12 protein-coding genes and 1 pseudogene are annotated in these 13,479 nt (G+C 60.9%); 5 read left to right on the top strand and 8 right to left on the bottom strand.

The annotated features are described in order from the left end of the window. Positions 1–1,297 (bottom strand): annotated as a pseudogene (locus V7080_RS06155) (phosphoribosylformylglycinamidine synthase); the annotation flags it as partial. Between the two features lie 233 nt (positions 1,298–1,530). On the opposite strand from V7080_RS06155, the gene V7080_RS06150 reads away from it, so the two are divergent. Together V7080_RS06150 and V7080_RS06145 are read left to right on the top strand one after the other, a co-directional pair. Beyond that, entirely contained in the window at positions 1,531–2,817 is a 1,287-nt protein-coding gene (locus V7080_RS06150; protein WP_334187525.1) for an amidase, read from the top strand. Positions 2,818–2,926: 109 nt separating this feature from the next. Continuing rightward, positions 2,927–3,805, top strand: coding sequence for a metal-dependent hydrolase (locus tag V7080_RS06145; protein WP_334187524.1), 879 nt, complete (start codon positions 2,927–2,929; stop codon positions 3,803–3,805). A gap of 31 nt (positions 3,806–3,836) precedes the next feature. Here V7080_RS06145 and V7080_RS06140 read toward each other — a convergent pair whose 3' ends face one another. The 4 genes from V7080_RS06140 to V7080_RS06125 all read right to left on the bottom strand — a co-directional run bounded on the left by V7080_RS06140 (position 3,837) and on the right by V7080_RS06125 (position 8,825). Further along, entirely contained in the window at positions 3,837–4,745 is a 909-nt protein-coding gene (locus V7080_RS06140) for an alpha/beta hydrolase (protein ID WP_334187523.1), read from the bottom strand. A 102-nt stretch (positions 4,746–4,847) separates the two neighbouring features. Next, on the bottom strand, positions 4,848–7,262 hold the full coding sequence (locus V7080_RS06135; RefSeq protein WP_442947188.1) for a penicillin-binding protein 1A: 2,415 nt from the start codon (positions 7,260–7,262) through the stop codon (positions 4,848–4,850). Between the two features lie 117 nt (positions 7,263–7,379). Next, a complete protein-coding gene (locus tag V7080_RS06130; protein WP_334187522.1) occupies positions 7,380–7,904 on the bottom strand; it encodes a glycine zipper 2TM domain-containing protein in 525 nt (174 codons plus the stop codon). 87 nt (positions 7,905–7,991) lie between these two features. Then, positions 7,992–8,825 carry a metal-dependent hydrolase gene (locus V7080_RS06125; RefSeq protein ID WP_334187521.1) on the bottom strand — a complete coding sequence of 278 codons (834 nt, stop codon included), beginning with the start codon at positions 8,823–8,825 and terminating at the stop codon, positions 7,992–7,994. A 178-nt stretch (positions 8,826–9,003) separates the two neighbouring features. Here V7080_RS06125 and V7080_RS06120 point away from each other — a divergent pair, with 178 nt between their 5' ends. Together V7080_RS06120 and V7080_RS06115 are read left to right on the top strand one after the other, a co-directional pair. Then, positions 9,004–9,441 (top strand): antitoxin Xre-like helix-turn-helix domain-containing protein, encoded by a 438-nt coding sequence (locus V7080_RS06120; protein WP_334187520.1) that lies wholly within the window; start codon positions 9,004–9,006, stop codon positions 9,439–9,441. Continuing rightward, entirely contained in the window at positions 9,438–10,172 is a 735-nt protein-coding gene (locus tag V7080_RS06115; RefSeq protein ID WP_334187519.1) for an RES family NAD+ phosphorylase, read from the top strand. The genes V7080_RS06120 and V7080_RS06115 overlap by 4 nt, the downstream gene beginning before the upstream one ends. Here the strand turns inward: V7080_RS06115 and ybaL are convergent. Continuing rightward, a complete protein-coding gene (gene ybaL, locus V7080_RS06110; protein ID WP_334187518.1) occupies positions 10,129–11,817 on the bottom strand; it encodes a YbaL family putative K(+) efflux transporter in 1,689 nt (562 codons plus the stop codon). The two genes, V7080_RS06115 and ybaL, sit on opposite strands and share 44 nt — an antisense overlap. Positions 11,818–12,005: 188 nt before the next feature. Here ybaL and V7080_RS06105 point away from each other — a divergent pair, with 188 nt between their 5' ends. Beyond that, a complete protein-coding gene (locus V7080_RS06105) occupies positions 12,006–12,491 on the top strand; it encodes a hypothetical protein (protein ID WP_334187517.1) in 486 nt (161 codons plus the stop codon). A 41-nt stretch (positions 12,492–12,532) separates the two neighbouring features. Here the strand turns inward: V7080_RS06105 and V7080_RS06100 are convergent, their stop codons facing one another. Both V7080_RS06100 and V7080_RS06095 read right to left on the bottom strand, forming a co-directional pair. Further along, positions 12,533–12,907: a response regulator gene (locus V7080_RS06100; RefSeq protein WP_334187516.1), complete on the bottom strand. Its 375-nt coding sequence runs from the start codon at positions 12,905–12,907 to the stop codon at positions 12,533–12,535. A 260-nt stretch (positions 12,908–13,167) separates the two neighbouring features. Continuing rightward, positions 13,168–13,413, bottom strand: a complete 246-nt coding sequence (locus V7080_RS06095) for a hypothetical protein (RefSeq protein WP_334187515.1) — start codon at positions 13,411–13,413, stop codon at positions 13,168–13,170. Positions 13,414–13,479 lie beyond the last annotated feature (66 nt).

Below are 13,479 nucleotides of genomic sequence, written 5' to 3'. Positions count from 1 at the left end.
GCTTGTGATAGCCGTACACCGTGCCGTTTGCCTTCTGCTCGTAGGTACGGAAGTAGCCCGCGAGATTGGGACGGCCGAATTCATTGTTGAACGCCGCGCCGCCGATGGGCCCGTCGATCATGATTTGCAGCGGCGATGCGATCCGCTCAGGCTTGCCGTAGATACCGGCCTGGCCGCGCGCCTGCTCGCGCGCTTCGGCGGATTTTGTCACGTCAAGCGCATTTTCCCAGGGCTGCACCGCATGCGGGATCATCAGGTTGGAAACGGTGAAACCGGTCAGTCCCGCCTTCGGTTTGGCGCCGCGTCCGGTCGCACCTTCGTCGCGGATCTCGCCGCCGGCCCCGGTCGAAGCACCGGGGAACGGTGAAATCGCGGTCGGGTGGTTATGGGTTTCCACCTTCATGAGGATATGGGTCAGCTCTTCCGAGTCCTGGTACACATTGCCCGACATGGCGCCGCGCGGATAGAAACGCGATACCGTCGCACCTTCGATCACGGAAGAATTGTCGCTGTAGGCCACCACCGTGCCCTGGGGATGCAACTGGTGGGTGTTGCGGATCATCGCAAACAGCGACTTTTCCTGCCTCTGGCCGTCGATCGTCCAGTCGGCATTGAAAATCTTGTGGCGGCAGTGTTCGCTGTTGGCCTGGGCGAACATCATCAGTTCAACGTCGGTCGGGTTGCGCGCCGCCTGGGTGAACGCATTGACGAGGTAATCGATCTCGTCGTCGGACAATGCCAGCCCAAGTTCCGCGTTGGCCTCGACCAGCGCATTCTTTCCGCCCGCCAGAACATCGACGAATGCGAGCGGCCGTGCTTCGAGTTCGTTGAACAGTGCGGTGGCATCGTTTGCCCCGCGCAGGACGGTTTCGGTCATACGGTCATGCAACAGGCCGGCGACGGCCTGAATCGCCGCGTCCGGCAGCTTCTTCTTGCCGCCCAGCAGCCCGGATTTCATCGCTATCCGGTAGGCAATGCCCCGCTCGATGCGGCGGATATGCGCCATGCCGCAGTTGTGGGCGATATCGGTCGCCTTGCTGGCCCACGGCGAAATGGTCCCGAAGCGTGGAATCACCACGAATTCGTCGCCCTCCTCGCTGCCGGTGAACGGCTCGCCATAGGTCAGCATGGCATTCAACCGGCCCGTATCGTCGGCGTCCAGCAGCCTGGAGGCGTCGATGAAATGCAGGAAGCGACCGGTGACACCGACAATGCCGGGCTCGATTGCTTGCAGTTGGGATAGAAGGCGTTGGGTACGGAAGGCAGACAGGGCGGAGGAGCCCGGCAGAATCAGCATGGCGGCAAGAGGAAAGAAGCAGCGTGGCCGGCAGAGGCAGCCCGGCTGCGGGTTGACACGGAAACCGGGATTATACCGCGACGCCGCATCATGGCGCCTTGCCAACGGCGGACACGGGATGGTACCCGTCCGTGACGCCCGCGGTTACCGCAGCCATGCTGTGCTATCGTTTTCTCCCCTCCCGCAAACAAGCTATTCGAATGGAAAACCTGATTTCGACCCCTATGAAAAATATGGCACCCTCCTCCCGGACCGCGCTGATCGAGCGGTGCATCGCACAGGCGAAGACCGCCACCGCAGTATTCACCCGTCTTTATCCTGAAGCGGCCCGCGCGTCCGCTGCCCATGCGGACGCGATGCTGGCCGCCGGCGTTCATCTCTCTCCGCTCGCCGGACTGCCGGTGTCGATCAAGGACCTGTTCGATGTCGCCGGGGAGACGACCCTGGCCGGGTCGGTGGTCCTGAAGGACCGCCCGCCTGCCGGATCGGATGCGCCGGTCGTCGCCAGGCTTCGCCGTGCGGGTGCGGCGATCCTCGGCAAAACCAATATGACCGAATTCGCCTTTTCGGGCGTCGGCCTGAACCCGCATTACGGCACACCGGCCAATCCCGCCGATGCCACGCTTGCGCGCATTCCCGGCGGCTCCTCCTCCGGTGCGGCGGTGTCGGTCGCGGCCGGTCTCTGCGTCGCCGGGCTTGGCTCCGATACCGGCGGCTCGATCCGCATTCCCGCCGCCCTTTGCGGCATCGTCGGCTTCAAACCGACCGCGCGCCGGGTGCCGTCCACCGGTGCCATTCCGCTCTCGACCACGCTGGATACCGTTTGCGCCATGACGCGCTCCGTCGCGGACTGCATCACGATCGACGGCGTGATAGCGGACGACGTACTTGCGATTCGCGACATTCCACTTCGCGGACTGCGGTTGATGGTTCCTGCCACTGTCGTGCTGGACGCACTGGAACCGCACGTCGCAGCTTCCTTCTCCGCAGCCCTGTCACGCCTGTCGGCGGCGGGCGCCGCCATCATCGAGGCGCCGCTCGCGCCGCTAACGGAAGCAGCCGAGCTCAACCGCTTCTCCGGCGCGGAATCGTACACCTGGCACCGCGACATACTGGCTGAGCGGGAGGCGGACTACGACCCCCGTGTCGCGAAGCGGATCAAGACCGGCATCGCGATGAGCGCTGCCGACTATATCGACCTGCATCGCAGGCGGCGCGACTGGATAGAGCGCATGGAGCAGGCACTCGCGCCCTACGATGCGCTGATCATGCCGACCGTGCCCGTCGTCGCGCCGGAGATAGCGCCGCTGGCGGCATCCGAGGAGACGTTTTTCCGCTTCAACGGTCTGCTGCTGCGCAATACCTCCACCATCAATTTGCTGGATGGCTGCGGGATATCGATACCCTGCCATGCGCCCGGGACATTGCCCGTCGGCCTTTCCGTTACGGGTGCTGCAATGTCCGACGCCCGCATTCTGTCGGCTGCACTGGCCATCGAACGCGTGCTGGCCGCACCCTGACGGCACGCGATGCATTTGCCGGCAAGTCTGCTGCGCGATGAACTTTGCAAAAACTTCTATACTTCGGCACAGCACCACCGATTTCCACACCACCTTCGGAGATAACAACATGCTTAAGAAGAAGAATTTCCTGAACCTGCTGGGAGCGATGTCCGCCGCGATCCTGGTCGCCGGATGCAGCGGCCCGCAGGAACAGGCGCCATCCGCCGCCAGTCCCTCCGCCGCCACGACGCAAGGAGGCAAAACCCAGGTCCAGTGGCTGGGACAGGCAGCCACCAAGATCACCACGCCGGGCGGCAAGGTGATCGTTATCGACCCCTGGCTGACAAGCAATCCGAAAACGCCGCAGCAGTACAAGGATCTCGCGGCGCTCGGCAAGGTGGACCTGATTCTCGTGACCCATGCACATTTCGACCACTATGCCGATGCGCCGGCGCTGGCCAAGATGCACAATGTCCCGGTGTACGGCCCGGCAGGCATGAACCAGTCGATGATCACCCTCGGCATCCTGCCGCCGGCGCTGTCGCAGCGCTTCGGCAAGGGCGGCACCATCATGCCTTTCGGCCCCGGCGGCGTGCGGATCACGGCCACCCGCGCCGAACACAGTTCCGAACTGGTATGGCGTAATCCATCGACGGACAAGGACGAGACCCATGTCGGCGGTGAGCCGGTCGGCTTCATCATCGAGCTGGAAAACGGCTTCAAGATTTACCACATGGGCGATACGGGACTATTCGGCGACATGAAGTTCATCGGCGAATACTACAAGCCCGACCTCGTCATGATCCCGATCGGCGGTCATTTCGTGATGGACCCGAAAGATGCGGCAGTCGCCACCCGGGATTTCCTGAAACCGAAGTTCGCCATCCCGATCCACTACGGCACCAACCGCACGCTCAAGGGCACGCCGCAGGAATACACCACCGCGCTCGGCAATGCGCCGGTCAAGGTGCTGTCGATGCAGCCGGGCGACAGCATGGCGTTTTGACGCCGCGTTCCGAAGCCACGTAGCAGGAGCGTCAGGACGGTGCAGGCGTCCAGCCGAAGACTTCGGTGAGCGCCTGCCGGTACGCTTCCGCGCCGACGCGCATGCTGTTGTTATGGGTTCCGCCCTCGACCAGCAGCAGGCGCTTTTCGCCCGACGCGGCATCGAACAGCTCCTGGCTGAATCGCGCCGGCACGAAACGGTCACGGGTGCCGTGCACGAAGAGCGTCGGCATGCGCACATCGGCAATCTTGTCGATCGAGTCGAATTTCTGAGACATCAGCAATTGCAGCGGCAGCCATTTAGAGGTCAGTGCGCGTGCAATATCCGCCAGTGAGGTGAACGACGACTCGACGATCAGGCCGCGTGCCTGCGGCTGATCCGCCCTGCTCAGTTCCGCCGCCAGATCGACCGCGATCGCGCCCCCGAGCGAGTGACCGTATATGAACCTGCGCGCCGGATCCGGCTGCAAGCTGGCAAGCTGTTTCCAGGCGACGCGCGCATCTTCATATACCGTCTCTTCCGAGGGCAGGCCGCCATCGCTCTTGCCGAACCCGCGGTAATCGATCGCCAGTACCGAAAAGCCGAAGTCGTGCAACTGCTCGATGCGGAATGCCTGCCCGGTCAGGTTCCAGCGCGACCCGTGCAGGTACAGCACCGCGGGTGCGTCCGGCGTGGCGGCGGGCCACCACCAGGTATGGATGTTTTCGGTCTTTCCCTTGTTGTCGATCGGCAGAACCGATTCCGTTATGCCGTCGGGAAGGCCGCCGTACCAGCTTGCCGTGCCGGCCGCGATGCGGAAGGTCAGCTCCCTCTCCTTCTGGGCAAGATGACTGCAACCGGGACCGGCCAGCGCAACGCCGAGGCCGGCAATCACTGCAAGACGGATGCCGCGACGGCGCAGCCATTGCACGGTGGATGAGAAAAATGGTTGATTTGGCATGCAAAACGATGAAGGAAAGTTACGGTTCGGGCATCGGCAAACTTTCCTCAGATCCGAAAATCATCAAAACGTTCTGCACCTGGCATGGGAATGACGCGCTTTTCAGCCGCCGTAACCATAAATCTCCTGCATCCGCTTCTTCTCCTCTTCTTCCTCCCGTGACGGCGGTGGCGGCGGATTACCGAATATCGGCTGACCGCCGAAGAGGCGTTCCCAGAAACCCTTCGGCCGCTCGATGCCGACCGATTCCACCGCGTTTGCATTCACATATTCCTGGTACATCCAGTCGCCGTTCGCCTGGACCAGGCCGGCCGGGACCGGCAACTGCACTTCGGGTTTCCCGCGCAGCGCGGTGCGCATGTAATTGATCCAGATCGGCAGCGCCAGCGTGCTGCCGAATTCCCGGTTGCCCAGCGAACGCGGGTTGTCGAATCCCATCCAGGCAACCGCCACGATGTTGCCGCCGTAGCCGGCAAACCAGCCATCGAGCGCATCGTTGGTGGTGCCGGTTTTCCCCGCCAGGTCATTCCTGCGCAGCTTCTGGCTGGCGGAATAGGCGGTGCCCGACCGGACCACATCGCGGAGCATGCTGTCGACCACGAAGGCATTGCGCGGATCGAGCACGCGTGCCGCCTGGTCGCCGGCCCGCACCGGCACCGCCTCGGAGAGCAGATTGCCGCGCGCGTCGACCACCTTGCTGATCAGGTAGGGAGATGTCAGGTAACCGCCGTTGGCGAAGGCGGTGTAGGCGCCGGCCATCTGCAGCGGCGTGACCGTGCCGGTACCGAGCGTCATCGTCAGGTTGCCCGGATGCCGTTCGGCGGGGAAGCCGAAACGGGTAATGTAGTCGAGCGCATACTGCGGCGTGATGGTTTGCAGGATGCGGATGGATACGAGGTTCTTCGATCTCGTCAGGCCGGTACGCATCGTGACCGGGCCATCGAAGCTGCCGTCGTCGTTCTGCGGTTCCCAGGCCGGCGTACCGTTGCTGCTTGCGATTGCCAGCGGCGCATCATTGATCATGGTGGACGGCGAAAGGCCTTTTTCCAGCGCCGCTGAATAAATGAACGGCTTGAAGGTCGATCCCGGCTGGCGCCACGCCTGCGTGACGTGATCGAACTGATTGATATTGAAATCGAATCCACCGACCATTGCGCGGTATGCGCCGTCCTGCGCGTCGAGCGCCACGAATGCGGCTGAGACTTCGGGCAACTGCGTGATCGACCACTTTTCCTTCGCATCCTGCACGATCCGGATGATCGCACCGGGGCGCAAGCGGACCTTGTCGCGCGCCTTGGCTGCCAATGCCGGGGCGGCGAAGCGCAGGCCTTCACCGGAAATGGTGACTTCCTCGCCGGACAGCATTGCGACGTTCACCTGCCTGGGCGACGCGGACAGAACGACCGCGGCCCGCAAATCATCGCTGTCCGGATGCTGCAGCAGCGTCTCGTCGATCAGCTGCTGGCGATCTTCCGGATCGCCGGGAAGATTGATGAAGGCCTCCGGTCCGCGATAGCCATGGCGCCGGTCATAATCGAGCACACCGCGCCGGACGGCTTCGTAGGCGGCATCCTGGTCCGCCTTCGTCAGCGTCGTATACACCGAGATTCCGCGGGTATAGGTCTCATCCTTGTACTGCGCGAACATCAGCTGGCGCACGAGTTCCGCCGCATGTTCCGCATGGGTGCCGAATCGTTTTCCGCCCGGCACCACCTTGATCGTTTCGTCGCTCGCCTTTGCGTGCTGCGCCTCGGTGATATACCCGAGGTCCCGCATGCGCTTCAGCACCTGCCGTTGCCGTTGCTTCGCGCGCTTCGGATTGACGACCGGATTGGCGGCGCCCGGTGCCTGGGGCAGTCCGGCAAGCATGGCCGTCTCGGCCACCGTCAGCTGGTCCAGCGTCTTGCCGAAATACACGCGCGCCGCGGTGCCGAAACCATAGGAGCGGTTGCCCAGGTAGATCTGGTTCATGTACAGCTCCAGGATCTGGTCTTTGGTCAGCTTCTGCTCGATGCGATAGGCGAGCATGATTTCCTGGAGTTTTCGCGTGTAGGTTTTTTGCCGGGTGAGGAAGAACGTGCGTGCCACCTGCATCGTGATGGTCGATGCGCCCTGTGAACGGCTGCTGCGCAGATTGGCAACGCCGGCGCGCACGATACCGACGAGGTCGACGCCGCCATGTTCGTAGAAGCGGTCGTCCTCGATGGCGATCACCGCCTGCTTCATCACTTCCGGGATCTGGGCGATCGGCACGAATTCACGCCGCTCATCGCCGAACTCGCCGATCAGCACGTTATCGGCGGTATAGACCCGCAGCGGCTCCTTGGGACGGTAGTCGGCCAGGGCATCGACCGACGGCAGGGTCGGCGCCAGGCCGATCAGCGCATAGGCCAGCAGCACGGCAATGGCGGTGCCAAGGACGGCGCCAAGGGCGAGCACCGCATGCAGGATGCGGCGGCCGACCGGCAGCGCGGACCAGCGGCCAATATAGTTCGAGATCAGTTTATTTACGCGCACTGCGATTTCCTGTGACGTTGCCGCGACAGGGCGACTTTAACAGGCGGTGCGGCCGGGCGGCTTGCGGTTTCCGAAGTTCGATGCCGCCTGCGCGCCGCCCGCCAAGGTACGGAAGGCTTAATAACGGTATGCGCGGTCGTTTTCGATGCGAACGCGGCTGCCCACCTGCAAGTCCGCGACATTGTCCTGCGTGATCGTGCGGTATGCGCCGTTGTCGAGGCGCACGCCGATCTGGTAGGTATTGCGGACACCGGCACTATTGCGCTGTTCCATCTGGTGTCCCACCACGGCGCCGCCGACCGCGCCTGCCACGGTAGCCGCTTTCCTGCCGGTACCACCGCCGACCTGATTACCCAGCAAGCCGCCGACCACGCCGCCGACGACTGCACCGACGCCGACACCGCCGTTATTGCCTGCCTCGGCCTGGTTCATGTAGATGGAATCGACTGTGCCGACCGTGCTTGCGCTAGGCCGGGTCGGATAGGTTTGTTGCGGATAGGTTTGTTGCGGGTAAGTTTGCTGTGGATAGGTCTGCTGCGGATATTGCGAGACCGGCACGCTGGAGTAGTTTGGTGTTGCGCATCCGCCGAGCGCGAGGCTTGCGAGCACCAGGGCGGACAGGATGGTTTTGGATTGTTTCATGACAGCTCCCATTAACGATTGAGCTTATTAAACGCGCTGGGTGACGGGCAAGCCACTGTCATTCGGTAACGATTGCAACAAGTTGTTTCATCCCGCAGGCTGCGCACCACCGACTTGCGAATATTCAAGGGCATTGTCGATCAGCCAGCGCCGGGACAATTCACTCTCATGCTGGTTCGGGTGAAAATCCGGCCGGATATAGTCACGCCATGGCTTGAAGGTCTGACGTATCAGGCCGCGACGACCGAACAGATAGGTGGCGGCACTTTTCCAGGTGCGCCATTGCCATAGCGTGCCGTCATCTTTCAGGTTCTGCACCGTCTGCCGGATCGTATCGCCAAGAAATACGAGCGTGATGCGCCGGAACCACTTGATCCGCCATTCATGATTGCCGCCCAACGCCTGGTACAGGTCGAATGCAGTGCTTTTATGTTCCGATTCCTCGGCGCTGTGCCATAGCCACATGGTCTTGAGCCGCGGCTCGGAACCGTTGAGCAGATCGTGATGACGCAGCATCCATTCGGCGAGGATGGCGGTGAAATGTTCATTGGCGGCCGTGATCGCCAGCCAGTGGCGGGAATCGACGCCCTCCATCAGTTTCAGTCGGGCCTGCGCGCGCGGTCCCCAATTGTTCTTCAACCCCTGCTTTTCCAGGTGCGCGTTGAACAGGCTGTGGATGCGCCTGTGCGTCGCTTCCTGGCCGATGAAGCCCTGCACCTCGGCAGCAAAACGTTCCTGCTTTTCCGTCGGCAACGCCTTGAAGCCATTGCGCACCGAATCGATGAAGAATTGTTCGCCGACCGGAAAGCTCATCGACAGCGCATTGAACAATGCTGTGCGAAATGCGTCACCCCCGCACCAGTGGCGGGCAAATGGGGTTTCCAGGTCAATCAATAGCCGGCGTACTACAAGAGTGGTCATTCAAGGCGCTCCATCTGAACAGTGTTTCATTCACATTAAACTAACGAACTGAAAGTGTAAAGCCGGCAACCAATATTGCTTCATCCCACCATGCAGCCGCCCGAAATCCTGCAATAGCATTATCTACTTGCTTTTCCATTTATGGAGTATAAACTCTCCATGAAAGGAGAGTCACACCATGAGTCTTGCCTATGCTTATCCTCGCAGCCGCTTCGAACCGGCGGAATTCGTCGATCTGAACGCCAAACCGGAGCGTGAACGCCTGTCCAAAGCCGCCCTGAAGGGTTTTTTCAAGCTTGCCGAGGCATGGCGGCTTCGGGATGAGGATGCGCGGGAGCTGTTGGGCGGATTATCCAGCAGCGCCTTCTATGAGTGGAAAAAGAATCCGGACCGGATACTGGAAGTGGACCGGATCACGCGCATTTCCTATCTCATCGGCATCTACAAGGCGTTGCACATCATTTACGGCAAAAAACTGGCGGATGAATGGATCAGTCTGCCAAACAAAAATATTATTTTCGCCGGTCGCACACCCTTGGCCTATATGCAGGCCGGCGGCCTGATTGCAATGCAAACCGTGCGTAAATTGCTCGATGCGCGGCGCGGCGGGTTATGACCTCGACGAGCTCTCTGCATCAGCCCGCGATCAATCTCCTCCGCCAGTTCGATACCTGCCGCCTGATCCCGTCGCGTTTCGTCGATACGGAGGATTCGGTGCTTGCGCCGCTCTCCGAAAATGCCGACCATCTGCGCGACCTGTTCGATCTCGACAATGCCACGAATGAACGGCTGCTCGGCGAGCATGGCGGATTGCCGGGAATCGGCGTGGATGAATTGGTGTTCGGCGTGCCGAACTTCCGCATCATCAATGCCGCCTTCACCTATCCCCGTCCGGAGGGAAGCAGGTTCAACAGCGGCGAGCGCGGCGCATGGTATTGCGCGTTCGAGATCGAAACAGCACTGTCCGAAGTCATCTTTCACAAGACGGTCGAGTACCAGGAGATCGACCGCTTCGATGACTGCGTAACGTATCAGACCCTGCTCGCCGATTTCACCAGCGAATTCCATGACCTGCGCGGGGCGCCGGAATTTGCGGCCTGCCTCGACCCGGATAGTTATATCGCCTCGCAGCAACTGGCGGCACAGCTGCTGGACGACGGATCGCTCGGCATTATTTATCCGAGCGTGCGACGCCCGGGCGGCACCAACCTCGCCTGCTTCCGCCCCGCGCTGGTCGGCAACGTACGGCGCGGCACCGCCTATGACCTGGTCTGGTCGGGTTCACCCACGCCGGAAGTCCGGCCTAGTCCTTACCGAGGGTCGTCAGCACATGCCGTGTCATATTGAGTGCGAGTTCATGCTCGCCGATGAACACCTTGCCGGCACTTTCCTTGTTGAGCAAGCGGGCCTCCTCCTCGCTATGGGTACGCACCACGTTTTCGATGGTCGGATTCAGCACCCGGGCGATCTCGATCATCTTGCGCACGTGAAACGTTTCCGGGGTTGCGATCACCAGCATGCGGGCACGCGCGATATGTGCCTGGATCAGCACGGCAGGTTCGGCCGCATTGCCCGCCACCGCAGGTACGCCCTCCTTCCGCAATCGTTCGACGAGGTCGCGGTTTTGTTCCACCACGACGTAATCGACGCCGCATTGCGCCAGTGCCGCGGCGATACGCCGCCCTACCCGGCCATAGCCGACCAGCACGACCTGCCCGGTGAGCTTGCTCTGATCGACGGTGAACGGCAACTCGGCGAGGGGATCGGTCCCGCGCTCGAACTTGCCCGCCAGTGCCGAGCGGGCACGCAGCCACGCCTGTAACGGACCGATCGCCTTGAAAATCAGTGGATTGGCCGCGATCGAAATGATCGCGCCGGCCAGAATGAGACTTTGGCCTTCCATCGACAGCAGGCCGAGCGACACGCCGAGCGCAGCCAGGATGAAGGAGAACTCGCCGATCTGGGCCAGGCTGGCGGAGACGGTGAGCGCGGTATTGACCGGATAGCGCAGCGCGATCACCAGAAGGAAGGCGGCGAGCGACTTGCCGAAAATTACGATCGCCACAACGGCCAACACCTTCAGCGGCATTTCGACCAGTACCGCCGGGTCGAACAGCATGCCGACGGAAACAAAGAACAGCACCGAAAACGCATCGCGCAGCGGCAGCGATTCCTCGGCGGCGCGATGGCTGAGTTCCGACTCGCGCATTACCATGCCGGCGAAAAACGCCCCTAGCGCGAACGACACGCCGAACAATTCCGATGAGCCGAACGCGATGCCGACGGCAGCGGCAATCACGCAAAGCGTAAACAATTCACGCGACCCGGTACGCGCCACCTGCCACAGTATCCAGGGAAAGAGCCTGCGTCCCACCACGAGCATCAATCCGACGAAGGCCGCGACCTGGCCGAAAGTGACGGCCAGTGTCTGCCAGAACGGCGTACCGCTTCCGCCGCCCTCGCCCTTGAGCCAGCCTGCCAGCGGCGGTAATAGAACAAGCACCAGTACGGTGACCAGATCTTCGACGACCAGCCAGCCCACGGCGATACGCCCATTGACCGACTCCAGGAGTCCCCTGCCCTCGAGTGCGCGAAGCAGGACCACCGTGCTGGCGACCGACAGCGCCAATCCGAACACCAAACCGGCACCGATGGGCCATCCCCATAGCTGGGAGAGTCCCACGCCAAGTCCGGTGGCAACAATGATCTGGATCATCGCCCCGGGCAAGGCAATGCCCTTCACTTCGAGCAGGTCCTTGAGCGAAAAATGCAAACCGACACCGAACATCAGCAGCATGACGCCGATTTCGGCGAGTTGGGCCGCCAGTTCCACGTCTGCAACAAACCCCGGCGTTGCCGGACCGATCGCGATGCCTGCAGCAAGATAGCCGATCAGGGCCGGTAGCTTCATACGGACTGCGATCATGCCGAAGACAAGGCCAAAGCCCAAAGCAGCGGCAACCGTGGTGATCAGGCTAATGTTGTGCGGCATTCGGTCAGGATTTCCTTTCTGGGATCAAGGCGGGTGATGGCGAGAAGCAACCATTATTACGTTGAAAATGCGCAAATTTTAACAGTGGTTCTTCCGTAGCCGGTTACGGGCTACCTGATAAAGGAACTGGCATTGCCGAAATGGTCTAACTGACAACCGATCCGGATGGAAAATTACAAATTACAACCATGGCGCTAGTCACCATCAGCGAAGCGGCAAAGCTTGCCCGCAAGAATCGCACTACCATCTACCGCGACATCGAACGCGGACGCTTGAGCAAAACCGTATCGCCCGAAGGCGAAACGAAGATCGACACTTCGGAATTGCTCCGGGCCTACGGACGTCTCCACCAGGAGGCGGAGGGCGTTGAACCATCCCGCGACAAGATTCAGATTGCGTTGCTCGAGGAAAAAAACCGCTCACTGGAACGCGCACTCGCGCTGGAAGCGGAATTGCGGCGAGTGAAGGATCAGGTGACCAACGAATTGCGGGCGAGGCTTGCCGACAAGGACAGCGTGATCAAGGTTCTGGAAAGCAAGGTGCTGTTTCTTGAGTACGACAAGCAGGTTGAATCCACACCCGAACCAGAACAGCGCGAGATTATGAAGACGCCACGGCCACCGAACCCGTCCAACCGCAAGAAGAGCTGGTGGTCAAGGCTGATCGGCAAGTAACCCGATAGCGACAATCCGCCCTGCTTCGGCAGGCATGATTTTCAGTCGCGCGGACAGACCGTCTCGATCGCATTGTGCAGTTGATCCAACCCGTAAGGCTTGGGCAGCAGAGCGAACCGGAAACTGGTCTTGTCGGTCACCAGGAAATTGAACCCGGACGCGAAAATCACCTTGATGCCCGGCGTGGTTTTCACTGCGATTTCCGCGAACTCGATTCCCGACATGCCGGGTAACTGAATATCCGCGAACAGGATGTCAAACTGCCGGGTCCTGAGCGGCTCTGCCGCCTCTTCCGCGCTGCTCACACAATGTGGATGGTGCCCGAGCAATCCCAACATCTGGCATAGCATGTCCTGAGTGGTTTTGTCGTCTTCGACGACGAGGATATGGAACGATGGATTTGACGAACTGGTCATTGACAGAATTTCGATTTAACAATCGGCATGTGGCTGCAAAATGCCGGCATCGGAATGCCGAGATGACCGCAAAAAGAAGCGGCGTTGTACCCAAAAAGCACGGTTTCGCTTTCCATATGGAAAAATCTGTTTTCACGAGGCGCAATTCTCGCCCTTTTCCGTAAAGCCAACAAGACACATTTGTTGGATCAATGGAAACTTCTGATATTTATCAAATTCCGGCGTTTTTCATTGCTTTTGGGTTTGTGCCGTTTCCTTTTCTATGTCAGTAACTGATCGACCATTGCATATCCTTTGACAAATCCCGCTTCGACCGCCGCCTCTTCCGACGGATAGTCGCCGTCATCGCCGGAGCGATCCGACAGTTCGCTGGCACTCCCGGCGTCTTCGCCCGGCTGGGCGATTCGCACGCTATAGTCCCAGCCCCCGTCGGGGCGCGGCAGTGCGGTGACATGTACGTCCATTCCTTTATACGACTCAGTATGCCAATCCTGTCCATCATTCATGTGGTGCTCCTGCGTTAAGGTGTCCGGCAATGGTACCGTCGCGCCGCCATCGCTCATTGACTCCGC

The organism is Noviherbaspirillum sp., assembly GCF_036846085.1.
GTDB lineage: Bacteria > Pseudomonadota > Gammaproteobacteria > Burkholderiales > Burkholderiaceae_D > Noviherbaspirillum.
Note: the sequence above shows the minus strand (reverse complement) of the source record. Positions and strands in the feature narration are given on the sequence as shown.

Coding starts and splice junctions, on each gene's coding strand:
- V7080_RS06095 (WP_334187515.1), bottom strand. CDS start 13,413: ATGAATGATGGACAGGATTGGCATACTGAGTCGTATAAAGGAATGGAC.
- V7080_RS06100 (WP_334187516.1), bottom strand. CDS start 12,907: ATGACCAGTTCGTCAAATCCATCGTTCCATATCCTCGTCGTCGAAGAC.
- V7080_RS06130 (WP_334187522.1), bottom strand. CDS start 7,904: ATGAAACAATCCAAAACCATCCTGTCCGCCCTGGTGCTCGCAAGCCTC.
- V7080_RS06105 (WP_334187517.1), top strand. CDS start 12,006: ATGGCGCTAGTCACCATCAGCGAAGCGGCAAAGCTTGCCCGCAAGAAT.
- V7080_RS06150 (WP_334187525.1), top strand. CDS start 1,531: ATGGCACCCTCCTCCCGGACCGCGCTGATCGAGCGGTGCATCGCACAG.
- V7080_RS06145 (WP_334187524.1), top strand. CDS start 2,927: ATGCTTAAGAAGAAGAATTTCCTGAACCTGCTGGGAGCGATGTCCGCC.
- V7080_RS06125 (WP_334187521.1), bottom strand. CDS start 8,825: ATGACCACTCTTGTAGTACGCCGGCTATTGATTGACCTGGAAACCCCA.
- V7080_RS06140 (WP_334187523.1), bottom strand. CDS start 4,745: ATGCCAAATCAACCATTTTTCTCATCCACCGTGCAATGGCTGCGCCGT.
- V7080_RS06115 (WP_334187519.1), top strand. CDS start 9,438: ATGACCTCGACGAGCTCTCTGCATCAGCCCGCGATCAATCTCCTCCGC.
- ybaL (WP_334187518.1), bottom strand. CDS start 11,817: ATGCCGCACAACATTAGCCTGATCACCACGGTTGCCGCTGCTTTGGGC.
- V7080_RS06120 (WP_334187520.1), top strand. CDS start 9,004: ATGAGTCTTGCCTATGCTTATCCTCGCAGCCGCTTCGAACCGGCGGAA.